General features: G+C 42.2%; 22 protein-coding genes and 1 pseudogene. 5 read left to right on the plus strand and 18 right to left on the minus strand.

Features of this window, described 5'->3' with window-relative positions:
- Nucleotides 1–112 precede the first annotated feature (112 nt).
- The 13 genes and pseudogenes from lptC to PENNN9_RS06735 form a co-directional block, all read right to left on the minus strand.
- On the minus strand, nt 113–700 hold the full coding sequence (lptC, locus tag PENNN9_RS06675) for an LPS export ABC transporter periplasmic protein LptC (protein WP_058368926.1): 588 nt from the start codon (nt 698–700) through the stop codon (nt 113–115).
- Nucleotides 697–1,263, minus strand: a complete 567-nt coding sequence (locus PENNN9_RS06680; protein WP_058368927.1) for a KdsC family phosphatase — start codon at nt 1,261–1,263, stop codon at nt 697–699. The genes lptC and PENNN9_RS06680 overlap by 4 nt, the downstream gene beginning before the upstream one ends.
- Nucleotides 1,264–1,320: 57 nt before the next feature.
- Complete coding sequence (locus PENNN9_RS06685) at nt 1,321–2,313, minus strand: KpsF/GutQ family sugar-phosphate isomerase (RefSeq protein ID WP_058368928.1); 993 nt, start codon at nt 2,311–2,313, stop codon at nt 1,321–1,323.
- Nucleotides 2,314–2,589: 276 nt separating this feature from the next.
- The gene (hfq, locus tag PENNN9_RS06690) at nt 2,590–3,129 is read right to left on the minus strand and encodes an RNA chaperone Hfq (protein WP_058368929.1); all 540 of its coding nucleotides are present in this window, start codon (nt 3,127–3,129) and stop codon (nt 2,590–2,592) included.
- Between the two features lie 399 nt (nt 3,130–3,528).
- Nucleotides 3,529–4,665 carry a tRNA (adenosine(37)-N6)-dimethylallyltransferase MiaA gene (gene miaA / locus PENNN9_RS06695; protein WP_058368930.1) on the minus strand — a complete coding sequence of 379 codons (1,137 nt, stop codon included), beginning with the start codon at nt 4,663–4,665 and terminating at the stop codon, nt 3,529–3,531.
- A 131-nt stretch (nt 4,666–4,796) separates the two neighbouring features.
- Complete coding sequence (mutL, locus tag PENNN9_RS06700) at nt 4,797–6,614, minus strand: DNA mismatch repair endonuclease MutL (RefSeq protein WP_058368931.1); 1,818 nt, start codon at nt 6,612–6,614, stop codon at nt 4,797–4,799.
- Nucleotides 6,615–6,658: 44 nt separating this feature from the next.
- Nucleotides 6,659–7,177, minus strand: a complete 519-nt coding sequence (gene tsaE, locus PENNN9_RS06705; RefSeq protein ID WP_058368932.1) for a tRNA (adenosine(37)-N6)-threonylcarbamoyltransferase complex ATPase subunit type 1 TsaE — start codon at nt 7,175–7,177, stop codon at nt 6,659–6,661.
- Entirely contained in the window at nt 7,177–7,791 is a 615-nt protein-coding gene (locus PENNN9_RS06710; protein ID WP_058368942.1) for a 6-pyruvoyl trahydropterin synthase family protein, read from the minus strand. The genes tsaE and PENNN9_RS06710 overlap by 1 nt, the downstream gene beginning before the upstream one ends.
- Before the next feature lie 157 nt (nt 7,792–7,948).
- Nucleotides 7,949–8,278, minus strand: a complete 330-nt coding sequence (locus PENNN9_RS06715) for a YnfA family protein (RefSeq protein WP_058368933.1) — start codon at nt 8,276–8,278, stop codon at nt 7,949–7,951.
- A 96-nt stretch (nt 8,279–8,374) separates the two neighbouring features.
- A complete protein-coding gene (locus tag PENNN9_RS06720) occupies nt 8,375–8,704 on the minus strand; it encodes a DHCW motif cupin fold protein (RefSeq protein ID WP_058368934.1) in 330 nt (109 codons plus the stop codon).
- Between the two features lie 161 nt (nt 8,705–8,865).
- Nucleotides 8,866–11,061, minus strand: a pseudogene (betT, locus tag PENNN9_RS06725) (choline BCCT transporter BetT).
- A gap of 267 nt (nt 11,062–11,328) precedes the next feature.
- Nucleotides 11,329–12,600: a saccharopine dehydrogenase family protein gene (locus tag PENNN9_RS06730; RefSeq protein ID WP_058368935.1), complete on the minus strand. Its 1,272-nt coding sequence runs from the start codon at nt 12,598–12,600 to the stop codon at nt 11,329–11,331.
- 467 nt (nt 12,601–13,067) lie between these two features.
- Complete coding sequence (locus PENNN9_RS06735; RefSeq protein WP_058368936.1) at nt 13,068–14,288, minus strand: carboxynorspermidine decarboxylase; 1,221 nt, start codon at nt 14,286–14,288, stop codon at nt 13,068–13,070.
- Between the two features lie 90 nt (nt 14,289–14,378).
- Here PENNN9_RS06735 and PENNN9_RS06740 point away from each other — a divergent pair, with 90 nt between their 5' ends.
- Nucleotides 14,379–15,044 (plus strand): DUF924 family protein, encoded by a 666-nt coding sequence (locus PENNN9_RS06740; RefSeq protein ID WP_082638023.1) that lies wholly within the window; start codon nt 14,379–14,381, stop codon nt 15,042–15,044.
- 142 nt (nt 15,045–15,186) lie between these two features.
- Here the strand turns inward: PENNN9_RS06740 and PENNN9_RS06745 are convergent, their stop codons facing one another.
- The 4 genes from PENNN9_RS06745 to lpxB all read right to left on the minus strand — a co-directional run bounded on the left by PENNN9_RS06745 (nt 15,187) and on the right by lpxB (nt 19,033).
- Nucleotides 15,187–16,506, minus strand: a complete 1,320-nt coding sequence (locus tag PENNN9_RS06745; protein ID WP_058368937.1) for a CAP domain-containing protein — start codon at nt 16,504–16,506, stop codon at nt 15,187–15,189.
- A gap of 287 nt (nt 16,507–16,793) precedes the next feature.
- Nucleotides 16,794–17,297: a ribonuclease HII gene (locus tag PENNN9_RS13075; protein WP_227511753.1), complete on the minus strand. Its 504-nt coding sequence runs from the start codon at nt 17,295–17,297 to the stop codon at nt 16,794–16,796.
- Nucleotides 17,298–17,310: 13 nt separating this feature from the next.
- Entirely contained in the window at nt 17,311–17,667 is a 357-nt protein-coding gene (locus PENNN9_RS13080) for a hypothetical protein (protein WP_227511754.1), read from the minus strand.
- Between the two features lie 52 nt (nt 17,668–17,719).
- Nucleotides 17,720–19,033 carry a lipid-A-disaccharide synthase gene (gene lpxB / locus PENNN9_RS06755; protein WP_082638024.1) on the minus strand — a complete coding sequence of 438 codons (1,314 nt, stop codon included), beginning with the start codon at nt 19,031–19,033 and terminating at the stop codon, nt 17,720–17,722.
- Nucleotides 19,034–19,452: 419 nt separating this feature from the next.
- On the opposite strand from lpxB, the gene PENNN9_RS06760 reads away from it, so the two are divergent.
- A complete protein-coding gene (locus tag PENNN9_RS06760; protein ID WP_058368938.1) occupies nt 19,453–20,535 on the plus strand; it encodes a 3-deoxy-7-phosphoheptulonate synthase in 1,083 nt (360 codons plus the stop codon).
- A gap of 221 nt (nt 20,536–20,756) precedes the next feature.
- Here the strand turns inward: PENNN9_RS06760 and pepN are convergent, their stop codons facing one another.
- Nucleotides 20,757–23,357 (minus strand): aminopeptidase N, encoded by a 2,601-nt coding sequence (pepN, locus tag PENNN9_RS06765; protein ID WP_058368945.1) that lies wholly within the window; start codon nt 23,355–23,357, stop codon nt 20,757–20,759.
- Nucleotides 23,358–23,653: 296 nt separating this feature from the next.
- On the opposite strand from pepN, the gene PENNN9_RS06770 reads away from it, so the two are divergent.
- From PENNN9_RS06770 to PENNN9_RS06780, 3 genes are all read left to right on the plus strand, one after another.
- Nucleotides 23,654–24,253, plus strand: coding sequence for a DUF6231 family protein (locus PENNN9_RS06770; protein WP_058368939.1), 600 nt, complete (start codon nt 23,654–23,656; stop codon nt 24,251–24,253).
- Nucleotides 24,254–24,458: 205 nt separating this feature from the next.
- The gene (pal, locus tag PENNN9_RS06775; protein WP_058368940.1) at nt 24,459–25,001 is read left to right on the plus strand and encodes a peptidoglycan-associated lipoprotein Pal; all 543 of its coding nucleotides are present in this window, start codon (nt 24,459–24,461) and stop codon (nt 24,999–25,001) included.
- Nucleotides 25,002–25,232: 231 nt separating this feature from the next.
- Nucleotides 25,233–25,991 (plus strand): 4'-phosphopantetheinyl transferase family protein, encoded by a 759-nt coding sequence (locus PENNN9_RS06780; RefSeq protein WP_058368941.1) that lies wholly within the window; start codon nt 25,233–25,235, stop codon nt 25,989–25,991.
- Nucleotides 25,992–26,088 lie beyond the last annotated feature (97 nt).

The following is a 26,088-nucleotide window of genomic DNA, read 5'->3' on the forward strand; positions in this document are numbered from 1 at the left end:
TCTGCGCAGACAAAGGCTGCGTAAAATTTATCTCAGTTCCACTATATCGCTTTTATACTGAACTCACTATATTTTAAACTATCTAAGGCAATAATACGTAATATACAAGGCATTAAAATAAAGCCTGATCCTGACGCTCAGCGGGTGTAAAAGTCACAGCAACTTGCCCAAACTCATATTCACCAGTTTCAAGATTGGCCTTCATACTAGAAGCCTCAAAGCGATTCATACCTTGCTCAACTTTAACAGATTCATCGCTATAGACTTGGCGAGACTTGGTGTTTCCTTTAAGCGTTTGGCCTGTAACTTTAATAGGCTCAATATCTGATGCACCATCCGCTTTGTCTTCACTGACTAAAGTAAAACCACCAGATAGACGCAGCTCTCCTGTTTGTTGGTTGATAGTAGCACTACCTGCTTGGATTTGATAACGCTGCTCATCAGATGGTTCCCAGTTCATGGTAATACCTGACATCTCATCTTGGTTGGTCACTGGGTTGTGCGTTAGTGAGTCGGCATTTAGCTCGTATTCAGTCTCACCTTCTTCATTGGTTTGTACCGCTTTTATATCAGTCGCTTCATAATCAACCTCGGAGGCTTCTATTTTTACTGGCGGTGTGACCTTACCTTGTTGTTGAAAAAACCAACCAGCAATACCGGCAATGATTAATGCTAGAATAATTAAGACACGAGTATTCACGATAAATTATCCTGCGCTGGTACTTCATCAAGCGTATAGTGCGCAATAAAATCTTGATAACACCCATGACCTTTTAAAATCAAATCACATACTTCACGCACCGCTCCCATCCCGCCAGCGCGCGTCGTTACCATATCGCTGCGACTAATAACCTCAGCATGCGCATTGGGTACTGTCGCGGCAAAGCCGACGGTTTGCAGGGCTTTAATATCAGGCAAATCATCTCCCATATAAGCGCAGTCGGCAGCAGTAATATCAAGCGCTGGATCTAAGGTAGACAGCAGCTCTTTTAAGGCGATAAGCTTATCATCACGTCCTTGCACCACATAATCGATGCCTATTTCTGCAGCACGCTTATTGACCATAGGACTATTACGGCCTGTAATAATAGCAGTTAAAATACCATAACGTGCCAAAGACTTAATACCGACGCCATCTTGTACCGAAAATGCTTTAGTCTCAATGCCATTAGCATCATAGATAATCTGACCATTCGATAAAATACCATCAACGTCCAAGACCAACATTTTGACCAGCCCTGCTTTTTCGATTAAGTCTTGCATAATTTATCTCTTATAAAATATTATTATTTGAATGTAAAACCTACTCGGTTTAAGCGCTTATTTCACACCTGCTTGTAGCAAGTCATGCACGGTGATAATGGCCTCCAAGCGCCCTTCCTCATCTATGATTAATAGCTGACTGATTGCATTTTCATTCATGACACTTAAGGCATCAGACGCACGCATCGACTTACTTACTTGGCGGGGATTCGTGCTCATCACATCTTGTATTGGGGTTGCAAGGTCGATACGTTTTTCTAAACCCCGGCGCAAATCCCCATCTGTAAATACACCAACAACTTTTTGTTCATCATCGATCACAACAGTCATACCCAAACGGCCCGCAGACATCGTAAACAAGGCATCTTGTAATGGTGCTTTTTGATTAACGAGTGGTAGATTATCTACATTACTATGCATCAAATCCTCTACTCGTGTTAATAGCTGGCGACCAAGCGCACCTGCTGGATGCGATAAAGCAAAGTCTTCTGAGGTAAAGTTACGTGCGTGTACTAAAGCAACTGCCAAAGCATCTCCTAACGCTAAAGTCGCTGTTGTACTAGAAGTAGGTGCTAGATTAAGCGGACACGCTTCTTGTGACTTGCCAAGTGTCAACATAATGTCGGCTGCGCGTGGCAACATACCACGTTTGTCCCGACTGATACTAATGAGCGGAATGCCCAGACGCTTAACCACTGGCAGTAACGTCTTGATTTCATCAGACTCTCCAGAATTGGAGATAGCAAGTAGCACATCGCCTTTTACCAGCATTCCTAAGTCGCCATGACCTGCTTCGCCAGGATGCATAAAAAACGCTGGTGTACCAGTCGAGGCAAACGTCGCTGCTATCTTGCGCCCTATCAGACCTGACTTACCCATACCAGTCACGACTACGCGACCTTTACAAGCCAAAATGATTTCGCAAGCCTGCACAAACCTATCGTCTATCTGTTCAGTTAACAATGCCAACGCGGCTATCTCAGTTTGAATAGCATCAACAGCAGTGGTTATAAATTGGTCATGGGTAAGATTGTTTGTACAGTTGTTCATGGTTTGGCTCGGTGATTATTATTGATAATATATTTTACTATATTGAACGCCATTTTAATAACATGGCTTAAAACAGCACAATGAAGGGTTGATTAAAAAACATATATAAGTGGTGCTACTTAGACATCGCTAAGACATTTGATTGGTTGTATCCTTTAACTATTTAGCAGGCTTAAAATAGTTAAATCGTTGATACAAAAAAGACCCACTGAGCAGCAGGTCTTTTTATTGAAATAGGCTTCAACAGTATACCTTTACAGATACAGATGATATCAATTAATTGTTATTATCATCAAAATCGTTGTTTGATTTGTCATCAAATTCAGTGTTTTCTGCTGGCGTCTCAAAACCGCGGTCTTGACCAAAACCACTGCGATCAAAGCTACGATCCTGAGTTTGACCTAAACCACCACGCTCAAAACCGCGGTCTTGTCCCTGTCCAAAGCCACCACGATTAAAACCGCTACGATTAGAAGCAAAGCCACGTTCTTCAAAACCGCCACTTACACTGCCACTTCTCTCAAAACCACTATTAGTACTCCCACCTTGATATCCACTAGTACCTTGGGTTTGCATACTACTACTCGATGATGCAGTAGTACTGGCGCCTCGTGGATTACGTGCTGGAACTACAGTCGAAATGGCGTGCTTATAAACCATTTGGCTAACCGTATTTTTTAGTAAAACAACATATTGGTCAAATGATTCAATTTGGCCTTGTAACTTAATACCATTTACCAAAAAAATAGACACTGGAATACGATCTTTGCGTAGTGAGTTTAAGAACGGATCTTGTAATGTTTGTCCTTTTGACATAAAAACTCTCCCAAATATTATATAATTATATTATAAGTGCTTGTTTAATTATAATGGTTAGAAAAAGATACAATAATAAGTTTTACCAATAAAACGTATCTAAATAAGCACCAGTTTTTCTTTATCAATTCTACTTTGTTTCAATATTATATTATTGTAAACAAATAAGTAATCAGTGACTCTTACAATAACAGTAAATAAACGACAGTTAATACGATATATTATAAATATCAAGTTAACAAATTATAACAGCTATCTAAGCCAGACTTTGAAACTTATTGTGATTTGTGCTTTTCAACTGTAGGTATTTATAACTTACCCTCGCTACTAATAAATCCACTTGATGTTTAATATTCTATGTTTCTTTAATAGTATTTTTGACCACGGTCAGTGGGTCAATTAGCGTAGGTACTCTCCAGCTTGCGCCATAGATTCGTAGGAAGATATGACAATTTCGTTGTTATTATGCAAATCTTTATCGATATTCGATAATCGGGTTAGCTTACGTAGCCAAGTATATTGGCGTTTGGCCAGTTGTCTTGTAGCATATAATGCCTTATTTTGCATTTGATAACAAGCAAGCGCCTCCGTTTGACTATCAAGCGTTAACAACTGTGATTGCAGCATCTTATCTTGGCCTACTTTTTGTTTGCTTGGGTTTTCAAATTTGCCAAAGACATCTTCAAACTGCCTCTTATCAAGATGTGTCTGCTCAAATACTCGGTGATCAATGTGTATTAAGTACTCTAAGACCTGCCGATAACCAACACAGCGCATAGATGGTAAATTAGGTGTCAGCGGATAAGTTTTAAGCAAACCAATTACTTCAGCTACTAGTCCCTCACGCCACATAATATCTAAACGCTGCTCGATACGCTTATGCAGCCAAGGACGATCCGGCATCACTGTAAGTACATGCCAATGCTGATGTGGATTGTCTGCTAGTGCTTGCTTAGGTTTACGCTGCCAGTCGCTTATAGCAATGTCAGTTTGCAAATATACTTCTACGGCGCGCGTAATACGCTGGGTATCAGTTGCATGAAGACGCTGATGACTGATGGGATCCACTTTACCAAGATAGTCAAATAGTGCCTGAATACCTTCTGATTGTCGCCACTGCTCTACCCGCAAGCGGACACTGTCCTCACTGTCTGGCACTGGAGATAGCCCGTCGAGTAACGCCATGTAATACATCATGGTGCCACCTACCAACAGCGGTATTTTGCCATTATTGTGACAGCTATCAATCAAGCGAGCGACATCATTGACGAATTCAGCCACGCTATAGCTTTGCATAGGGTCAATAATATTGACTAGATGATGCGGGTAACGCGTAAGCTCAGTAGTCGTAGGTTTGGCCGTACCTATATTCATATCACGGTATATAAGTGCTGAATCTACTGAGATTAACTCATAACGACCAGTATCGTATAACTCATAGGCTAAGGCGGTCTTGCCACTAGCCGTTGGTGCCATCAAGCAAACCACGCTATTATCCGCCAATTTAGGAGTGATACTATTAGACGTAAGCTGCATAGAATTGCCTTTGTGAGTAATAATTTAAATAGTCGAACTAGAGATCGAACTAGAGACTGGCTGTTTATAAGCACGTCATCTGCTTTTTATAATTAGATTGGGTCGTAATTTATTCAAGATTGGGTCGTAATTTATTCAGGTAAAGACGACAACATAAATGAGATCAATTGATTGCGATCAATGTTTATGATTGCCTCATCAATTAGCAGCTTTTCTGTATCCGCTATAAAAACTGCCAAATCCTGCGCACTCATTTGCGTACTTACAGTTGCAAGCTGTTGGTTGATATATATAGGACTATCAGGCAGTTTGCTTCTTTTAAGTACATTGTCACTCAGTATACGTGACTCGAATAGCGAGCGCATTTTCGACTGCCAAGCCTCTGCACTAATCAGCACACACTGGCCTTTATTATAAAATAACAGCCAAGGCAATTTTTTGTTATCAATAGCCTCAATATGTGAAAACTTACTGATCACGCTATCCATCATATCAATAACGTCTAAGCAAACTGGTAGAGATTTGATTGATATATCTGAACCATTTAAACTACTAGCGCTATTAACGTTAACATTTGAAACTACACTCACAGGCTTAATATCTTGCTGCAATGATTTGTCAGTATAAGACTTTTTTACAGAAGCATTTGCTGAATAAGAGTTCGCTAGTTTTTTAGAAAACGTCGTATCTGATGACACCTGATACGGATATTTAGGCGTTTGTACTTGCCGGCTTTGTAGTAAGTCGTTAGTAGCAGACATGTTAAGTGACAAATCATCCAATGATTTACTTGTCAAAGCTTGCTTTTTTAGCTTTAAACGAATTGCATGGCTTAAATGCGCCATGATGTTGTTAAGCGGGCTTATCTTGATGCGCTGTTTAGACGGATGCACATTAATATTTAGCCATTTAGTAGGAACATCAAAATAAAGCGCATACCCCATGACATCTAATTGAGCATGCTGTGCAAGCTGTCGAATCTGATTACTGATTATTGGTTCTTTAACCAAACGGCCATTTACGTATAATAGCTTTGGCAAACTGTCCTGCTGTCGCTTTTGTTTATCGCTAGGCCATAACCAACCATTGATACTTGCCTGACTACTAGCATTTGCTTGGTCAGCATATTCTACAGATGCCTGCATTAGACTGGATAGATCGACTATTACCTCTAATGCGTCATCCATTAATGAGATACCAGTTGCTTGCTCAAGGCGTGATAATGGCAAACGATCAGTGTTGTCACTACTCCCATTGACTCCGACAGACTGATCGCGTTCATATTTGTCATTTGTAGACATCAGACTTGGTACTATAGAACTTGACGATAGTGCCAAGCGCTTTTTATTATCGTGAAACAGACTTAGTGCCACATCTGCCCGCGCCAAAGCTACTTCACGTACGATGGTTTCGATATGTCCAAACTCAGTCGCAATAGACTTTAGATTGCCTCGGCGTGCTGGTACGTTAAAGTATAAATCTTTAACCGTGATCGTCGTACCGCGTTTATGTACGACAGGTACTAGCTTTGGGCTATCTTCTAATACGCCTGCGACCTGTAACTGACGACCAATACCGCTGTCATCATGACTACTGGTTAAAGTCAGACGAGAAACAGCCGCTGTCGCTGCCAATGCCTCCCCGCGAAAACCTAACGTCGTAATACCATGCAAATTAGCCACATCAGCGACTTTACTGGTTGCATGACGGGTAATTGCCATGACCATATCATCAGGATGAATGCCGATACCGTCGTCCACTACCTCTATCATACCCATACCACCTTGAGTGATATGTACTTCAATATTGCAAGCACCAGCATCAATGGCATTTTCTAGCAACTCTTTAACCACTGCTGCCGGACGCGTTACGACCTCACCGGCTGCCAGTTGATTGATTAGCAATGGTGATAGTTTTTTGATACGTGTATTTGGATAGTTATCTGGCATTGAGGAGTGTCATATATTGTGAAACCCGAACGTGTTTTACCAAACTAAATATTTAGTAATGATAAGTCCAGTCCTTGTGCTTGTCCTACCTTTGATAGTCTTATTTCAACCTGACGAGTCTCATCTACGCTTTGGGTAATGTCAATAAACAACGCAGGAGGTGGTAGATAATTGTCAGCGCGACTTGGCCATTCAATGATGACTAGGGCGTCCTTATCCTCAAGATACTCATCAAAACCAATAAGAGATAATTCTTCAGGATCTTGTATACGGTATAAATCAGTATGGTAGACAAGCTTAGTTGTACCGTCATCTTGCTCAATACTATAAGGCTCAACCAAAGTATAGGTTGGGCTTTTCACCGCGCCCTTATGCCCCAAAGCTTGTAACCAATAGCGTGTCAATGTGGTTTTGCCTGCGCCCAAATCACCCGCCAACCAGATACTACCTGAAGGTAGCAAAGTAGCAAGCTGCTTGGCCAAACGCTCAGTATCGGTTTCTGAATATAAGGTTAATATTTGCAACTGTTTATCGCTCAAACAGGTATCGTTATGGTTAGACATTAGACTGTACCCACTTGTTGTTCATATACTTGCATGGTTACCGATGGATTGACAAAACGTTCACCACCAATCAATTTGGTATACAGCTCAGGATCATGCCACTCAGCGCGTACTTGCTCACTAAACTCAAAGTCTTCTAGCTTAAGCTTACCCATTTGCGCGTTTGCTACATCTTCAGCGAAGCATTGCGCGTAACCTGTAGCAGTCTCGTGAGCGATTACCGAATAGACACTGACGTCGGCTTCACCGTTTTGCATTTGGGTTTGCTGTAAAATCTCTTGCGCCCAAAAGAATATTACGCGTGAGAACTGCTCTGCGGATGGCGACACTGGCAAACTTATCCAGCGGGCGCTGAATTTTTTGCAAGCAGCAATATACTCAGGATCGTCTTTACTCCAAAAACAAATGGCATGATCAAAACTATCAATAATGTCTTTGATTGAGGATTTTAGTAGCCCAAAATCATAGACCATCTGTCCATGATCTAGACGCTTGGCCTCAAGAATCAACTCAATCTGATAACTGTGACCATGAATAGAGTGTTTGCAGCGCTCAGAGCTACAATTACGCACAATATGAGCATTTTCGAATTTGAATAGTTTACGTATACGCATAATAATTTTGACCAAAACAATAAGCACTATCGTGCTAAATATTAACCAGTAGGAGTTTGCCTGACTTAATCATTGGCTTACCACTTATTATAGCAAATCAATATGTATCCGTAAGTAAGCACTTATTAACACCTCTATTCCTTAGAGCCATTAGCGACTAATGACGCGGGGCGAACATGATAATCGCCATCCCTGTCAGCGCGACCGCAGAGCCCAGTATGTCCCATGAGGTTGGCCGAATGCCGTTTATGGTCCATAACCATAAAATTGCCATCGCAACATACACACCACCGTAAGCCGCATAAACTCGACCAGCTTCAGTTGGATGTAATGTCAGCAACCATACAAAGGCTGCCAGACTAAGCACACCAGGAATCAATAGCCAAATTGATTTACCTTCTCGTAACCACAAATAAGGCAAATAACAGCCAACAATCTCCGCCAGTGCTGTCAGCACAAAAAGACCAACTGTCTTTAATTCAGGCAAATCAATGACTCCTTGATGAGGATAAAAGCTGCCATATATTGCAGTTCATACTCTTATTTTATAAAGTTGTATTATTGTTATAGATTATGGATACCTTTAATCAACAATAAATAGCTTAGCACCTACCTGTGTTGATGAGCGATGGGCAATCGTATCGTCCGCCACTTGATAAGTCATACCTGGCGTTAGAGTAAAGATGCGACCATCCTTTAACTCTGTGTGCAGCTCTCCTTCCACGCATAACAAAATATGCCCTTTATAGCACCAGTGATCAGCAAGATAGCCTGCAGAATACTCAACCATATGCACATTGATATTATTAAATTCAAGCGTTTTCCAATATCCTGTGCCAGTCTCACCTTTGACTTCTACTGCTTGTACTTCTGTCCAGTCGGTAATTCCAAACGGTATACTCTTCATTTCCATAACATCATCTCCCTGATTTAATGATTAATGAATCCATTATAAAACTTTTTATTTTTTATCGCTAAAACCTAGCGGTAACCCTATGCTTGTATTCATAGTATGATTAATACAATTCAAAAGAAGTACCAAGCAACTTGATTTAAGCGAGCGCTAACATTCTTTTATAGTGTATTGATTACCGTGTCCGTTGGAGTACTAATAAAGGTTAAATAGGCTTGATATTGTTCAAGCACATCGTCGATAACTTGCTGCTTGGTCAAGCCCATTAAATCATAACCGCCTGAACCAGTCTGAGTTGTCACCTCTAAACGATAATAAACGTCGGTATTTGGCGCCATTTTGCCACTGAAAGTCGGTGACGGCGTCTCGACCATTGACACTTGGTAGTAAAAGTTATTCTTTGCATCGGAGGCAACTTTTAATAGTGGGCCACCAATATCAATATCGTTATCTATATGTGGAATGTTATCGCGGTCGATCTCATAACCTTGACGTTCAAACTCATTGGCCACATCATTGAGCGCAGGTCTCACGACACGATCCAAGTAATGTACCGCTTCACGTTTGGAGGGATAAGTCAGCATCTGCCCCAATCGCTGTTTCCATGAGCGCTCTGGTATATGACCACCGCTTGGCGCTATAGAAGGACGGCGTAGCACTTTGCCTTCGTTTTCAGCGCGCTCAATTCTTAGCGCTTTAGAAAAAGATAACATTACTAGGTAGGCAATAATAGTCACTGGGAGCGCAAAGATAAGCGTGGCATACTCCATCGTGATGACCCCGCCTGCAATCAACATAGAGATAGTCAACATCGCTGTCAATACCGCCCAAAATATACGTAGCCACTTAGGACCGTCCTCGCTTGGATCGGGAATGGACGTTGAGAAATTCGACATAACCATCGCGCCTGAGTTAGCACTGGTGATATAGAACAGCAAACCTGACAGCGTCGCTAAAGCCACCAAGATAGTCGCCCCTGGGAATAATTCAAGCAACGCATACCAACCGCGCTCTGGGCTTTGAACCGCAAGCTCAGCAAAGGCTGTATTGCCTTGTAATACCTCATAAAGCGCTGAGTTTCCAAAGAAAGAAACGATAATAAAATCGCATAATACGGGTACAGTAATCGCTGCAATGACGAACTCACGTAGCGTACGTCCACGCGAAATACGCGCTAAAAACACACCAACAAATGGCCCCCATGCCAGCCAAAACGCCCAAAAGAACAGCGTCCAACTGCCCATCCAGTCACTGCTACCGGGGACATAAGCAAAGGTTTTGAACATTCTAGAGGGCAAAGTAACAAAGAACTGTCCCAAATTTTCGACCAGAGCGTTTAATAAAAATGCTGTCTCGCCAGCGACAAGAATAAACGCCATCATCGCCACTGCACTCCAAAGGTTTAGCTCCGATATCCAGCGGATACCGCGATCAACCCCTGAGGTGGTCGCCAAAATAGTTAAAATAACCGCACCAACCACTAAAGCTATTTGCAGCGTTAAGCCTTCTTCTAAACCAAATAGCTTTGAGAAACCAACGTTAAGCAGTACCACACCAATGCCCATTGTCGTCGCGACACCAAATACCGTGCCTACTAAAGCGATAATACTAATACCATGACCGATAGAGCCTTTTACACGCTTACCAAGTAGAGGGTATAAAGCGGCACGAATCGATAACGGCATATTCCAGCGATAAGCAAAATAACCCATAGCCATACCAAGCAATGCGTAAACTGACCAACCAGCGATACCGTAATGAAACATCGTCCAAACAACGGCATCCTGCATGGCTTCAGCACTCGCCCCATCACCAGAGGGTGGCGTTAAATACTGGACGACAGGACCGGTGACCGAGAAAAACAATAGATCAATACCAACCCCAGCGGCAAATAACATCGCCGCCTAAGTGCCAAGCTTGTACTGTGGCCGTGAATCATCAGGCCCAAGGCGCACACTGCCCTCCTTAGACAATGCCACCCACAATACAAAACCAATGACCATCACCATTGTAATCACGTAATACCAGCCAAGGTTGGTTGCAATCCAATCCACGACTGTTTTCATGGTTGTACTGGCACTAGCAGGCATAAAAATTGCCCATAATGAAAAGGCAACAATGACTATCGATGAGATAATCAGCACGCTCCAATTAATATGAGCCACGCTGTTTTCTGACAACTCTTGCGCGCCTCGTCTAAGATCGCTACGGGATATGGGTAGGTCTTCATCAAAGGGTTTAGATTGACGCTCTGTACCACCAAATTGACTGCGCTCAAACGGTGTGCGTGAACTCTCAATTTGTTCATTTGGCTTGCCAGCCCCGGTTAAATTGTCGTCATTTGGTTCGTTGGTCATTCTTATTTTACCCCCTGCCTCTAGCTTAGATTGATCGTTTGCAGAAGACCTGAATCATAAGCTAAGTAATTATATTATTTAATAATAGGATTATGTCATATACTCAGTAATTTAATAGTGGTGATAATGTGTCACGCAGGATTGTTATAAATAATGTCCATGGAATGAGTACAAAAAGTGTAAATGGCGAGTGATATTTAAATTTATTAAAAAGCCCACCTATCCTCAAAAAGAATAGGTGGGCTCATCTAGCAGACAATGAGTCTTTTAAATATCAAACTCAAGCGCTCTGTCACCCTTGGCGTCTTGAATACGCGTTGGCAGACCAATCTTATTCAATAGATTAATAAAAGGTTTGGCATCGAGCTCTTCGACATTGACCATCTTGCCCGCGTCCCACTCGCCGGTCGCAACCAGCATGGCTGCGGCAACGGGCGGCACGCCTGCGGTATAAGAGATACCTTGGCTACCGACTTCATTGTAGGCGTCTTTATGGTCTGAGACATTGTAAATAAAGACCTCGCTATCAACACCATCTATTTGGCCTTTGACCTTGTCACCGATGCAGGTCTTGCCGGTATAGTTTGGTGCAAGCGAGCTTGGGTCTGGTAGTACCGCTTTGACCACCTTTAGCGGAATCACTTCTTGTCCTTCGGCGGTCGTTACTGGCTGCTCAGACAATAGACCTAGGTTTTGGAGCACGGTAAAGACATTGATATAATGCTCGCCAAAGCCCATCCAAAAACGAATATTTGGCACATCTAGGTTGGCTGATAATGAGTGAATCTCATCATGTCCACTTAAGTAGCTGTTTTGCTCACCGACCACAGGCAAATCATCGGTACGCTTGACCTCAAACATCTTATTCGACTGCCACTTGCTGTCCTGCCAAGAGTACACCGTACCGGTAAACTCACGGAAATTAATCTCAGGGTCGAAGTTGGTGGCAAAGTACTTGCCGTGACTGCCGGCATTGATGTCGATAATGTCGATATCAGTGACCGAACCTGTGTCCATCATGTCATAGCCCAGACGCGCATAAGCGTTGACCACACCCGGATCAAACCCTGCACCCAAGATCGCTGTGACGTTATTGTCGGCACAGCGCTGTTTACGCTTCCATTCGTAGTTGTCATACCATGGCGGCGTCTCACAAATCTTACGTGGATCTTCATGGATGGCAGTGTCAATATAAGCCACGCCCGTCTCAATACAGGCCTCTAATACGGTCATATTGATAAATGCCGAGCCGACGTTGATGACGATTTGTACGCCAGTGTCTTGTATTAGCTGCACAAGCGCTTGGCTGTCCATGGCATCGACTTGATGGGTATGCAAGACTGCTGCTTGCTTAAAGCTACCTTTGTCTTTGACGCTTTGAGCGATAGCATCGCACTTATCTTTGGTACGTGAAGCAATATGAATCTCGCCCAGCACATCGTTATGCATTGCACATTTATGCGCAGCCACTTGAGCGACACCACCTGCGCCAATAATGAGTACGTTTTTTTTACTAGATTTGGTTTGATTTGTGTTCAATGAACAATCCTCCTTTGTGTCCCTGTCGATACCATTGATATTGGCTATGCAAAACAGAAACGAGTGAATGATATGCGTGAATTAAAAAGGAAGACCGAGGAAAACCCACGCACCCGTCGAGCAAGCACCATTTTATCGATGGCTGTTTGCCCGAGGCGATTATAACAATTTTTATCCCACTATCGGCAAAAATAATGTAATAAAAACCAACGAACTAAAAGTTTTAATAATTAACCTTAAGTCTTTGTTTTTGATAACTTAACTTTAACGACGAAGCCTTATATAGTCAATCCGAACTTAACTTTAACGACGAAGCCTTATATAGTCAATCCGATATAAAAACGATACAGTGAGATGAAACGTTGTTTTTCGCAGCATCTGTCTGCGTAGGCACAGCAAGCAAGAAAAACAACGTTTCATTGAGCGGCTTGATAGCCATGTATCTGATTTATTTGGATTCAACTATACTAAGACAAGCTGGCTTTGTAATCTTGATAATCAAATTCGCGCTGCACATCAATACTGCCATCTAGACGTCGAATCACAATCGCTGGCATATTAACACCATTAAACCAGTTCTTCTTTACCATGGTATAGCCTGCCGCATTACCAAACGCAACGGTATCACCCACTTGCAGTTCATGCGCCAAAGCATACTCACCAAAGATATCGCCTGCCAAACAGGAGCGGCCGTAGATAATAGTATTGTCAGCAGCATCTTGTTGCGCTTGATCGACAGGCATCACCTCTACTGACTCTGCATTGACAGAAGTGATTGGCGCAGACTCGCGATAAATGAGCAAATCAAGCATATGCGCCTCGATAGAGGCATCGACGACGGCGAGGTTTTTGTCATTGTGCATGGTGTCCAGCACTGTCGTGACCAGCGTGCCAGCGCCGTGAATGCTCGCCTCACCTGGCTCAAGGTAGACTTGTACGCCGTATTTTTCACTAAAGCCTTTTAATTTGTCGGCCAATTTTTCTAATGGATAATCAGGTGCGATAAAATGAATACCGCCGCCCAAGCTGACCCACTCGAGCTGCGCTAAAACATCACCAAACCTATCTTCTATATCCGCTAAGCTTGCGCTAAACGCCTCAAAGCTGTCATTCTCGCAGTTGTTATGAATCATCACGCCTGTGATATCGCCAAGTACCGCCTTGATTTTGTCTTTATCATACTCGCCCAAGCGGCTAAAAGGCCGGGCAGGATCAGCGATGATAAAAGACGAGTTACTGGTCTTTGGGTTGAGACGTAGCCCGACAGGGATGTTCTGTGCACGCGCTTTATCTTTAAAGGCATGCAACTGCGAGATAGAGTTAAAGATAATCTTGTCCGCATAGCTTAATACTTCGTCGATTTCATCGGCGCTATAGGCGACGCTGTAAGCATGGGTTTCTTTTTTATCTTCATCATTGCTATCGGCGCTATTATTACCAAAAGTTTCATAGCCTAACCGCACTTCATTGAGTGACGATGAAGTCGTACCATGCAAATAAGGCTGCATCACATCAAACACGCCCCACGTGGCAAAACACTTTAGCGCAAGCAAAGCCTTGGCACCAGACAACTCACACAGACGCGCGATAGTCTGCATATTGGCAACGATTGCCGCTTCATCAAGCAAATAATAAGGCGTAGACGGTAATGATAAAGTGTTGGTTTTTTCAGAGTGTTTTGTATTCATAAGAGGTTACCTAATCGCTGCTGTTGGCATCATGACAGATATAAATATTTGCGCTATAGTAGACTAAATTCATTATAATTAGAATATCTTATGTCACTATCAACTGATTATTCCACCTCTGCCAGCCAAGCTAATTTATCGCAACTTAATTTAAAGAATATCAATTTAGAACACCTTAACGCTGATGCATGTGCGGTCTTAGATTTTTGGTTTGATAAAGATAATGAGCAGTATTGGTTCGAACAAAACAATAACTTTGATAATCAAATAAAAGAGAAATTTGACGATATTTGGCAAGCCGCCCAGCAAGGTGAATGCGTGATTTGGCGTATTACAGACGCGCCAGCAGATAGCAACAGCTCAATTACCGCTTTGGCAGGACGATTGGCAGAGATTATCGTGTTAGATCAGTTTTCTCGTAATCTGTGCCGCAATCAAGTAGGTGCTTTTGCGCAAGATGGAATGGCACTGGTATTAGCTCAAGAAGCCATTCAACAACCCTATTTCGATACCCTACCGATGCCGTGGCGCAAATTTATGATTATGCCGTTTATGCATTCTGAATCTTTGATGATTCATGATCGCTACTTACCATTGTTTGAACAGTTAAATGATGCAATGACACTCGACTTTGAGCATCGTCATAAAGACATCATTGAACAGTTTGGTCGTTATCCGCACCGTAATGAGGTATTAGACCGAGAATCAACTGCTGCTGAAGAAGAGTTTTTAAAGCAGCCAAATTCATCATTTTAAGCCTTTCCGTCTCGTAGAAGAAGGGCTGGATCAACAATCTGATTCAGCCCTTTCTTTATAAAGTAGAAGAAGGGCTGGATCAACAATCTGATTCAGCCCTTTCTTTATAAAGACTCTATATAATATTTACAAAGTCATTCAACTAGTAGTTGACTTCCCCCGTTGTAAAAGTAATTTGCTTAGACTCTTGCGTCTTATTGTCTACCAAGACATCAAAGCTAACTTGATATTCACTATTGCCATAAAGCCCGCAGTTCTTCCCTTTTCTACGACCCGTTTCACAGCTTTGTAAACTATCAGTGAGTGGTAAGATAAAGGCTTCATTTTGTGGCAATTCATAAGCGGTTCTCTTATGAGGGTCGTTGCTATAGTCTAATAAATCAACTGGCACATCTATATTACGCTTGACATCACGAAACTTGATATTGCTAATTTTAATGCTTTTGGCGGATGGCATATTAATATAGATAGGCTGTCCAATAGGGTCAGTACCTAGGTCACGGCCTGTCCCCGCCACTGGGCTTGGAAATTCATTGTAGAGCGCTGTATTGGTATCTACTACATCAGTACATGGATAAGTAAATAGACCATTAACCGTACGATTTTCTGTTTTTTGATCAGCTGATGAGGCGTTGACAAAGACATAACTTTGGCTTTTGTCAGCAGCTTTACCGTAAGGTTTATAAGCTATCATGCCTGAGCCTGTTTGGCTGAGGTTAGGTGTTACTAATAAACGCATATGATAAGGCGCTGCTAATAGAGATTTTGTCATCGAATGGGCCGCATAATCTGGTGATGCAACTTTACCAGCTGAGCTGTAGTAAGTAACTCTCGAAATATTTTCCACGACTCCATGAGCCAGATTTGAATACCCAGCTTTAAGCAGTCGATCTTTAAAGCTAACACCTGTAAAGAACGGGTTATTCTTTCCTGTCCAATTCCTTATATCTGAAATCTCTTCTTCACCATGAGCATTAAAAATTGTCGGTCTACTATTTGAAAACACATGCTGGATATACTGCGCATGTTGCGTGGCTATTTTGTTGAGCTCGTCATTATCTGCCATTCCGCCAAGCGCACAAGCCTGTCTTTGCGAGCTTAGTAGGCTTGACCCTACTTGCGCAGCCCCTTTATGACTCTTACTCTCAACGTTTATCATATCGACTTCAGTCTTTGATACTGTCGGTGTAGTGTCAGCGTCTGAGGATTCTGGAGAAGTAGTAGATTCTGATGATTCAGTAGAGGTAGTAGGCTTTGAGGTGGTGGACGTGTCGTTAGATACTGTTGGGTTTACTGTTTCAGGTGAGTTAGAGGTATCTGGGCTACTACTTGAACCCTTGTCATTGCTCGTGTTACTACTGCTACTGCTTCCGCTATCACTACCACCGCCACCACAAGCAGTTAGAAGAAGTGCTGACGAGAGAGCCATGACAAGACTTTTCTTTGAGGTAATAAAATTCATCGTTTATCCTATTTCGTAAAATGAGCATATTGGGTGACCATAATCAGAATGAGCAATAAGTATGCCAATTGAGGATAAATAGAACCGTTTATGACCATAAAAAAACCGTCTGTAGTAGACGGTTTGATAGAACGTGGATTTTATAATTTATTGGAAAGACGATTTGGAGGGCGGCCTTGAGTGGTGTTTTGAAAATATTATGTAGTTTTGCTTAGGCTATTTTCCTCTATACAACTTAATGAAGAAACACAGGAAATAATGAAGTAAATAGCGCTTTTACGGCTACTCTATCCTTCATTATTCAATGCTTTTCTTATCGGCCCAAAGCTACGACGATGCTCGGGTAGCGGACCATAAAGTGTCACAGCTTCCATATGAGCACGAGTAGGATAACCTTTATGCTTGGCAATACCGTATTGCGGATACAATGAATCTAACTGGTACATAGTTTGATCGCGACTGACTTTTGCTAAGATACTGGCAGCTGCAATACTAGTGTGCCTTGCATCTCCTTTTACCCAAGCTTGGCAATCAATATTGGACTCAGATATACCAAGCGTTGCAAGTGTCAGATAATCCAGATCTGGACAGCGATTTCCATCGAATAATACTTGAGCTTGCAGCTTACAAGATGCACTATTCATAATATCTGCACAATGCGTTGCCACTGCCGTTAGTAGTGCTTCTGTGCATAAGCGCATACCGAGCATAGTCGCTTGTAGTATATTGATCTGATCGATAACCGCTGCTGGAATTTCCGCGATAACATAACCCAAAGCATGTTGCTGCACCAGCGGATAGAGCTTATCGCGCTTTTTTTTCGCTCAACTTTTTGGAGTCCGTCAATATCGATAAAGGCGTATTTAGCAGTGGCTGATTTTCTATAAGATCTGACCATATGCGCGGCAAAATTGCGCCAGCAACGTTCACACTACCAAGCAAAGGTCCACGTCCTGCCTCATCAATACCAATCTGTAGCGAGGTTATCTCTGTTTCATGACCTCTATTTACGATCATCTGACATAAATCGTCAGTAAGCTTTAATTGACCGTGCAAACGAATTAGGGCCGCTAAGTCTATAAACTGCCCTTTAATATCTATAAGCCCAATATCACTTTTAATAGGGATAATATGATTATCTAAAATGGTTTTGTGACTCATGAATAGCCTACTTCTTGTATGACTTTTTATTGATATTTAACTGATAGTGATTTTATGACGGCTTTTGGCTATCTTGAGCAAACCATTGCATAATGACACTATTGGCCGGTTCATGATTGCTTTGCTGCTGTAATGTTCGCTTAGTATCAACCAAAGCTTGGAGCTGCTCGGCATAGGCACGAGGCTGCAATAGTTTTGTGACTGTCCGGCAAATATTCTCTCCATTTGCTTGCTCTTGTATCAGCTCAGGCACGATAGCTTTTGCCGCCAATATATTGGGCAATGCGACATAAGGCACTTTTACCAAACGCTTCGCAATTTGATAAGTCAGCTGATTTAATTGATAAATAACGACCATTGGACGCTCAAGAAGCATGGCTTCAAGTGTCGCTGTACCTGACGCTAGCATAATAATATCAGAAGCTGCCATGGCTTGTTGGCTAAAGGCTGGCTGACTTTGGTCATAGACTACAACGATGGCTGCACGCAACTGCTCTGAGCGCCGATCAATCACGTCTTGCACGATATATTGATGGTTTTGATCAACAGTCGGTATGATGAAACATAACTTAGGATCGACTAACAATAGTTTTTGAATACCATCTAACATCAATGGCAAAATCGCTGTTATCTCGCCACGCCTTGACCCTGGCATTACACAAATCAGCTGACTCACATCATCAAAACGTTCAACGAAAAACTGCTGTAAACCATCATTTTGCCAAACCAGCTCACTACGTAGCTGATTGGTTGGGGTATCTACTAAGTCTTGATTGAGAGTTCGTAATAGCGGATGACCGACACATATCGCCGGATGGTTATGACGCTCATATACTGTCAGCTCAAATGGAAACAAGCACAACACCAAGTCGGTCGCCGCCTTGATACCATGTATACGCGATTCGCGCCATGCCCAAATTGATGGGCTGACATACTGCACACAGAACACCCCCTTTGGTTTGAGCTTCTTTGCAACCCTTAAATTAAAATCAGGCGCATCAATACCGACAAACCAATCTATATGAGCAGTTTGAAAGGCTGCTAGTAGCTCACGGCGCGCTTTAAGCAAGTCAGATAGCTGCGATAAAACCTCTACCAATCCCATTACTGCTAGACGCGCTAGTGGAAAAATACTATGTAATCCTTGCGCTTGCATTTTTGCGCCGCCAACCCCGACCCATACGATATCATCACGTAGATTATTCATTTGCTGCATAAAGTCTGCACCCAAGCTATCGCCAGATACCTCACCTGCTACAATACCAATCACCAATGGCTTATGCGACAAATGCTGTTTATCTTTTATCTTACCAAGCGGGTCGGCAGACACCTGTGTAGCTTGAAAGGGTGTGGCAGAATCAGTCATGACAAACTCTCAATCTGAACAACGTAACAATAAATAATGAACAATTTTAAGAAATATTAAAGCTTATGTCGTAAGAATGGGATAGGAAAGCGCCTTAGATCAAACATTTAAAATAGCTAGTACAAACGAAATAGCCAAGTCTTGTCTAAGCAGTAAAGTATAAAACTATTGGCCTTAACCTATTATTTTTAGTTCTTTTATTAAATATAGTAAGCACGATTATGCATATAAATATAGACACTAGATAAGTTATGTAGAACAAAAACCGACCCTATGTATTCCAGTAATAGGCAAGTATAACAAAATTTTGGTTTTAACATTCCAGTTATCAGTCAATTAACTCATCGACTGCCCTTGCCAACCTGCTATTTAGACCGCATAATGAATATCCCTATATATTAGCTAGATGAAGTAAAATCATGACAACAACAGCTACCCACAACGCAGATATTGATGACGTGAATATTGAACAATTCATCCCTTTAATTACTCCCGCTGAGTTAAAAGCTGAGCTACCCCTCTCGAACGAAGCGTATAAAACCGTCCTAAAAGGTCGTCATACTATTCAAGATATTCTGGATGGTAAAGACAAGCGCCTGTTTATAGTCATCGGCCCTTGCTCTATCCACGATATCAAGGCAGCTCACGAATATGCTGATCGCTTAGCCGTATTGGCTAAAGAAGTCGAAGATACTATATTTGTCGTTATGCGTGTCTATTTTGAAAAGCCGCGTACCACTGTTGGCTGGAAAGGTATGATTAACGATCCTGATATGAATGACAGCTTTGATATCGAAAAAGGTCTACGCACCGCTCGTAAGCTACTTCTTGATTTAAATGAGAAGGGTTTGCCTTGTGCCACTGAAGCTTTGGATCCAAATACGCCGCAATACATGCAAGACTTAATCAGCTGGTCAGCGATTGGGGCGCGTACCACTGAGAGCCAGACACACCGTGAAATGAGCTCAGGCTTATCATGTCCAGTAGGCTTCAAAAACGGCACTGACGGTGGTATGACTGTCGCTGTCAATGCGATGCAAGCAGTAAAAGAAGGTCATAGCTTCCTAGGCTTGTCAGCAGATGGACAAGTCTCTATCATCAAGTCGAAAGGCAACGCTTACGCACACGTGGTACTGCGCGGCGGTAATGGCAAACCTAACTATGATGAAACTGCTGTAGCTCAAGCTGAAAACGAGCTTGCTAAAGGTAAGACCAACAGCAAGATTATGATTGACTCAAGCCATGCAAATTCAGGTAAAGATCCTTATTTGCAACCGATGGTGATCCAAAACGTCGCTGAGCAAATTCAAAAAGGCAACAAGTCTATCATTGGTATGATGATTGAAAGCCATCTAAAAGGCGGCAATCAAAAACTGACAGAGGACTTAAGTCAGCTTGAGTATGGTAAATCAATCACTGATGGGTGTCTTGATTGGGACAGCACAGTCACTGCCATACATAACTTACGTGATACGGTTAAAGATATTTTACCTAATCGCTAATTGTCTTCCATTGATTGCCTAAATGCTCATTAAAAAAGAAAAGTCCCATCTATTCGTAGGTGGGATTTTTATTGTCTAACCAAATTGGAGTTAGAGGCTTTTTCTTACTATGCAATAAATGAGCTTTATATGAAAAGGGAACACAATGGATGCTACATAATGCCAAAAGGCTAAACTAATATTCTAGCTTAGCCTTTTATTTTAATTGTTGAAGTAAATTCTTAATCCGCTTTTGCACTCAATACACTATCTAAGCTCTCAATTACATGTTTAGAAGTTACTTTTTTCTGTAAATCGATAAGTTGCTCATGCGCCATTTGACGACGCGGCTCAATCAAAGTATACCAGCGTGCGAGCACTTGTAACAAGCGCGAGGCCAAGACAGGATTGGCGTCATCCAACCTTTGAATAACATCGGTATAGATATCTAAACCGTCTGGCGTCCAAAGTATCGTCGGCTGCGAAGTAAAAGCACTAATGACTGAGCGTACACGATTGGGCGTATTCCAATCGAAATCTGCATGATTCATTAGCTCTTTAATCTTATCCGTATTCACATTGTCAGCAGCAGCTTGCACACTGAACCACAAGTCAATCACTAAGTCGTCTGCTTGAAAGCGATGATAAAAATCTGCCAAATACTTATCAGCATTTGCGACCTGATGATTAACCATCGCCTTTAAAGCGCCAAAGCGTTCGGTCATACAGCTAGCATTATCATACTGCTGCTGCGCCCATTCAGCTGCGCCTGCGACTTTGGCAGTCAACGCCATATCTAATACTACGTTACGTAGTGCACGGTTGCCGCGAGCCTCAGAGCTATCCTCATAAGACTGTAACGGCAGTTGCTTATATAGCGCTGTCCACTGCTCCGCTAGCGACTCCGCCACTTGGCGATACAAGCCTTCACGCTGCTCTTTAATCAATACTGGGTCATAGTTTTTGTGAATGGCAGAGGCCAGCTCTTGTGCTGATGGAATATCAAGCAAGCGCGCAGCCAACATGGCATCATCAGTAGCTAACGTAGGTAGTGTCTGCGCCAATGCCTGCAGATATATCTCAGGACTGCTTTTAGTGCCCTGACCTTGCAATAAAATACGATTTACCAGCATTTGCGTCACTTGCCAGCGGTTAAAACCATTGGTCTCATGCTTGAGCAAAAATGCCAGGTCTTCATCTTGGTAATCATAGTTAAGCTGTACTGGTGCACTAAAATCACGGAGTAATGACACCACAGGCTCGCTAGTAATATTATCAAAGCTAAAGGTCTGCGTTGCTTGCTCTAAAAGCAACATACGCTTGCCAACTATATCACCAGACGCTTTATCGAATAACGCTGTCGCGACTGGAATAGGTAAAGGCTTAGGTGCCTCAAATCCGCTAACGTGGCGCGTTTGCTGACTTAAAGTAATGGTCAGCGTTTGCGTCTCGCTATCATAGTCTTGATGACCAGATAGCATAGGCGTACCTGGCTGACGGTACCAATCGATGAAGTCCTCAATTTTATCGTCAGTAATGCTTAGGGCTGACAAAAAGTCCTCAACCGTGACGGCTTGACCATCGTAACGACGAAAATATTCATCAGTGCCTTTACGGAAATTATCTGTCCCCAATGTATTGGCCAGCATACGCACGATTTCAGCGCCTTTTTCATAGACAGTCGTGGTATAAAAGTTGTTAATCTCAACAAAGCTTTCAGGACGTACTGGATGCGCCAGTGGTCCTGCATCTTCAGTAAACTGATGCGCTCGCAATGTCGCTACGTCATCGATACGTTGCACCGCACTTGATTGCTGATCTGCCGAAAACGATTGATCACGGTAGACGGTAAAGCCTTCTTTTAGACACAATTGAAACCAGTCACGACAGGTAATACGGTTGCCTGTCCAGTTATGGAAATATTCATGAGCAATGACGGCTTTGACATTGAAGCTACGCGCGTCGGTCGTGGTCTCAGGGCTAGACAATACACAGGCGGTATTAAATATGTTTAAGCCTTTATTTTCCATCGCACCCATATTAAATTGACTGACTGCGACTATCATATAGCGATCCAAATCATACGCACGGCCGTAATTGATCTCATCCCACTCCATTGCATCTTTCAATGCTTGCATACCGACATGACATTTATCAATATCGTTAGCTTTAGCGTACAACTCAAGCAGGACTTTGCGACCTTCACTGGTCGTATAATGATCGGTAAGCACATCTAAATCAGCAGCGACGCAGGCAAACAGATAGCTTGGCTTGTTGGTCGGATCGTGCCAAATGGCATAATGACGGTCTGGCGCATCTGCAACCTCCCCTTGCTCGACCAAATTACCATTGGCAAGCAGTGTTGGATAGCGTTTATCCGCTTCAACGCGCGTGGTAAATATCGCCAACACATCGGGACGATCTGGATAAAAAGTAATCTTGCGAAAGCCTTCTGGCTCACACTGAGTGACGAACATGGTATCACTGCCAGTGCCTGCCATATACAAACCTTCGAGTGCCGTATTGGTTTGCGGATGAATACGAACCTGCAACTCTAATGTTAAGTTATCAGGCGCATCGCTAATCGTAAGTTTGCCATCTGCTTGGTTATATTGCTCGGAGCTTAAAGGCTCACCATCCATCTCAATAGTAACAAGCTCAACGTCTTCACCGTACAGCACCAAATCACCTGTCGCTTGACGATTCATGACTAGCTTACTATCAACCGTTGCATGATCATCAAATATCTTTATATCTAAATCAACAGTATCTACATCAAAACTTGGCAACTGATAGTCTGTCAGGTGGATTTTTCTGGGGGCATGCGGGGGCACGTCAGGCATATCAGGATTAATGATTTGAGCATCGGTTTCAGAGACAGACATAAAGTTTCCTATTATTCGGGATAGATACATTTTAAGCGATGATTGTCGTTATAATAAGCATAGCTATCGAGCAAAACTACAGATTGAGCTATGCTCTACATATACAAAGTATTATATAGTACTTAATTATACTGCTAAATTGGCCTAATCTACGAGATTTCAAGCGTAAACCGGTTTTAAGATCAGTCGCCAAACTCTATATTTATCCTTTATAATAAAATAAAACCCATCTATTTATCAGCTGACAATACTCTATGACTGACCTCTCGGCAAACGCAACTGACCTTGGTATGACGGCTCTCACAATACTGAGGGAATATATCGAGGCACTGTTACCTACTCTTGAAAACTCAAGTGATGAAACAGGTGACGAAAACAGGCAAGAAACTTTTAAGTTATTTAAGTTATTATGGATAGCTAAAGATCAAAAAATGATGACTGAATTAGAGTCACAGTTAAATCTGAACAACAATGAGACGGACATTTTAGTCCATTTATCTACATTATCAGAGCTAAATACGAAGCAGCAATTACAGCGCTATCAGCTTGCCTGCTTTTGGCTACCTAATCTATCATCAGATATATTACATGCCTCTATTCCTTTACTCATGCGCTACCGCGACCTTTATGCTGCTCACCTACTTATCGTCCTTGATAGTACTTTAGATCTACGAGCTTATGGTTTTACGCCGCTTAACCTTTTGGGTGACACTCGTCAGCCTAGCTCATCTTCAAACTTGCCAGCATCGTTAACACTATGGCAATTTAATTTATATGATTATAAAAGGCTACCAAATTGGCTAAATGCCGACTATTGGGCCAATCCTGAAAATTGGGATAAGCATCGTTGGTGAGTATGTTGTAGCAACGTGAGTTATCAAATTACTGATTCTCACCAAAAGTTGCCAAAAGCATATTGTAATAGTTGACAAATTTTGACATGATTTGTAGTAATGTTATTTACATAACGTAACATTGATTTACTATGGGCATTTGTGCCTAAGTTTTATTGTAAGTATTCCAACAAAAACAATTTTATTAAAATTTTAGGAGCTCATTATGTCAGTTTACTCTGATTCAGTAACTAACAATCGTTTTGCAAAAATCGCTACTCTTGCTCTGTTGTCAGGAGCGGTTGCCCTAACAACTGGTTGCGCCACCAAACGCGCCACCTCAGAAGTCGTTGTAGCGCCACTAGGTATCCCAGGTGGTCAGGCTGGTTATACAGGCGCTGTGGTCGTAGACAATTCAAGTGCTATCGTGACTGGCGCTGACAATTTACAAGCCGTGGTATACTTCGCTTTTGATAGCAGCGAAATCACTCCACAAGCAGCCAGCGTACTAAATCAGCACGCAAGTTTACTCAATTCAAACCCTGCCGCTGGGGTTGTGATTGCAGGTCATACTGATGAGCGTGGTAGCCGCGAATACAATATGGCACTCGGTGAGCGACGTGCACAAGCAGCACGCAACTATCTTGCTGCTCAAGGTGTCAACATTGACAACATTCGGGTCATAAGCTATGGCGAAGAGCGCCCTGCTGTCGCTGGCACGACTGAACAAGCCTATGCACAAAACCGCCGCGCTGAGCTTTCTTACTAATCTTTAGTAGAGGCGATCATTACATTTTTATTAAAAAATGTTCTTATATTAAAAGCTCAACAAGAGTGTCATTGTTGGGCTTTTATACTGTTTTCAACGAGATTTCTACTGAACCAGAGTATCACTAAACTAAAATAACGACTTTTTTGAAATTATTATAAAAGCAGTTAAGATTTAGCCTTTTACAATTTTATCCGTCGTTTTGCATCTTTAATGCTTGATCTATAAATTATGCAAATTCCGCATCTTTATGACATTCAATATACGCAGCTTAGTCCTACGACGTGGTGTGCGACTGCTCACGTGAGTATGCCTATCAGTCTACACTTGTGGGATAAGGTGTCTGTATCATTAACAGCTAATATTCTATGCACCTATCCTATCAACTTTTCTAATCGCAAATGGCAATACAATACACATAAATCTTGTACGTCAGTACAAAAGAACGCCCAAAGACAACGTCGACAGCAACGCGTGGGCGTACGTCAATTACTACAAGAGCTTCTCGCTACGTTGGAAATAAATGATACTTTAGACGAATCTCAATTTCCTTATCGTCTTAATAATAGTAAATACTATGTATGTTTTAGTCACACAAGTGCTGGCGATGTCAATAACGACAATCCAAACACCATGGTTGCAGTCGTCATTAGTCATCAACGTACAGTTGGTATTGACATAGAAACCAACAAAGTGGCTTGGCATGTAGCCCAGCGTTTTTATCATCCTGACGAAATTATCCTATTACAAGCATTACCAATAGATCAGCGTGATACTGTTGTCAGGCTACTTTGGCAGGTAAAAGAAAGCTTCATCAAGATTAACCATCATACACTTGCGCAAGGGCTTGGGATGAACTACCAACATCTTATCTCTGATATTGCTATTAACCTTGAACAAGATAAGACGCTTGTCACCCTGACTGACAATCAGCCACTTCCTTATCAGATCGTCGTTTTATCCTCTTATCAAACAGTCGTAGTATTTTAAGTTTCTAAACATTGATAAGGTGTCAAAACATTTAACTTCTACCATTATCAATACTTTATTACAGCCAAAAAAAACGACCCTAAAAAGGATCTTAAAA

It is taken from the genome of Psychrobacter sp. ENNN9_III (genome assembly GCF_001462175.1).
Lineage (GTDB): Bacteria > Pseudomonadota > Gammaproteobacteria > Pseudomonadales > Moraxellaceae > Psychrobacter.

Bases quoted from the DNA above. Each gene is read 5' to 3' on its own strand.
- PENNN9_RS06680 (WP_058368927.1), bottom strand. From the start codon at position 1,263: ATGCAAGACTTAATCGAAAAAGCAGGGCTGGTCAAAATGTTGGTCTTG.
- PENNN9_RS06685 (WP_058368928.1), bottom strand. From the start codon at position 2,313: ATGAACAACTGTACAAACAATCTTACCCATGACCAATTTATAACCACT.
- hfq (WP_058368929.1), bottom strand. From the start codon at position 3,129: ATGTCAAAAGGACAAACATTACAAGATCCGTTCTTAAACTCACTACGC.
- miaA (WP_058368930.1), bottom strand. From the start codon at position 4,665: ATGCAGCTTACGTCTAATAGTATCACTCCTAAATTGGCGGATAATAGC.
- mutL (WP_058368931.1), bottom strand. From the start codon at position 6,614: ATGCCAGATAACTATCCAAATACACGTATCAAAAAACTATCACCATTG.
- tsaE (WP_058368932.1), bottom strand. From the start codon at position 7,177: ATGTCTAACCATAACGATACCTGTTTGAGCGATAAACAGTTGCAAATA.
- PENNN9_RS06710 (WP_058368942.1), bottom strand. From the start codon at position 7,791: ATGCGTATACGTAAACTATTCAAATTCGAAAATGCTCATATTGTGCGT.
- PENNN9_RS06720 (WP_058368934.1), bottom strand. From the start codon at position 8,704: ATGGAAATGAAGAGTATACCGTTTGGAATTACCGACTGGACAGAAGTA.
- PENNN9_RS06735 (WP_058368936.1), bottom strand. From the start codon at position 14,288: ATGAATACAAAACACTCTGAAAAAACCAACACTTTATCATTACCGTCT.
- PENNN9_RS06740 (WP_082638023.1), top strand. From the start codon at position 14,379: ATGTCACTATCAACTGATTATTCCACCTCTGCCAGCCAAGCTAATTTA.
- PENNN9_RS06745 (WP_058368937.1), bottom strand. From the start codon at position 16,506: ATGAATTTTATTACCTCAAAGAAAAGTCTTGTCATGGCTCTCTCGTCA.
- PENNN9_RS13080 (WP_227511754.1), bottom strand. From the start codon at position 17,667: ATGAGTCACAAAACCATTTTAGATAATCATATTATCCCTATTAAAAGT.
- lpxB (WP_082638024.1), bottom strand. From the start codon at position 19,033: ATGACTGATTCTGCCACACCCTTTCAAGCTACACAGGTGTCTGCCGAC.
- PENNN9_RS06760 (WP_058368938.1), top strand. From the start codon at position 19,453: ATGACAACAACAGCTACCCACAACGCAGATATTGATGACGTGAATATT.
- pepN (WP_058368945.1), bottom strand. From the start codon at position 23,357: ATGCCTGACGTGCCCCCGCATGCCCCCAGAAAAATCCACCTGACAGAC.
- PENNN9_RS06770 (WP_058368939.1), top strand. From the start codon at position 23,654: ATGACTGACCTCTCGGCAAACGCAACTGACCTTGGTATGACGGCTCTC.
- pal (WP_058368940.1), top strand. From the start codon at position 24,459: ATGTCAGTTTACTCTGATTCAGTAACTAACAATCGTTTTGCAAAAATC.
- PENNN9_RS06780 (WP_058368941.1), top strand. From the start codon at position 25,233: ATGCAAATTCCGCATCTTTATGACATTCAATATACGCAGCTTAGTCCT.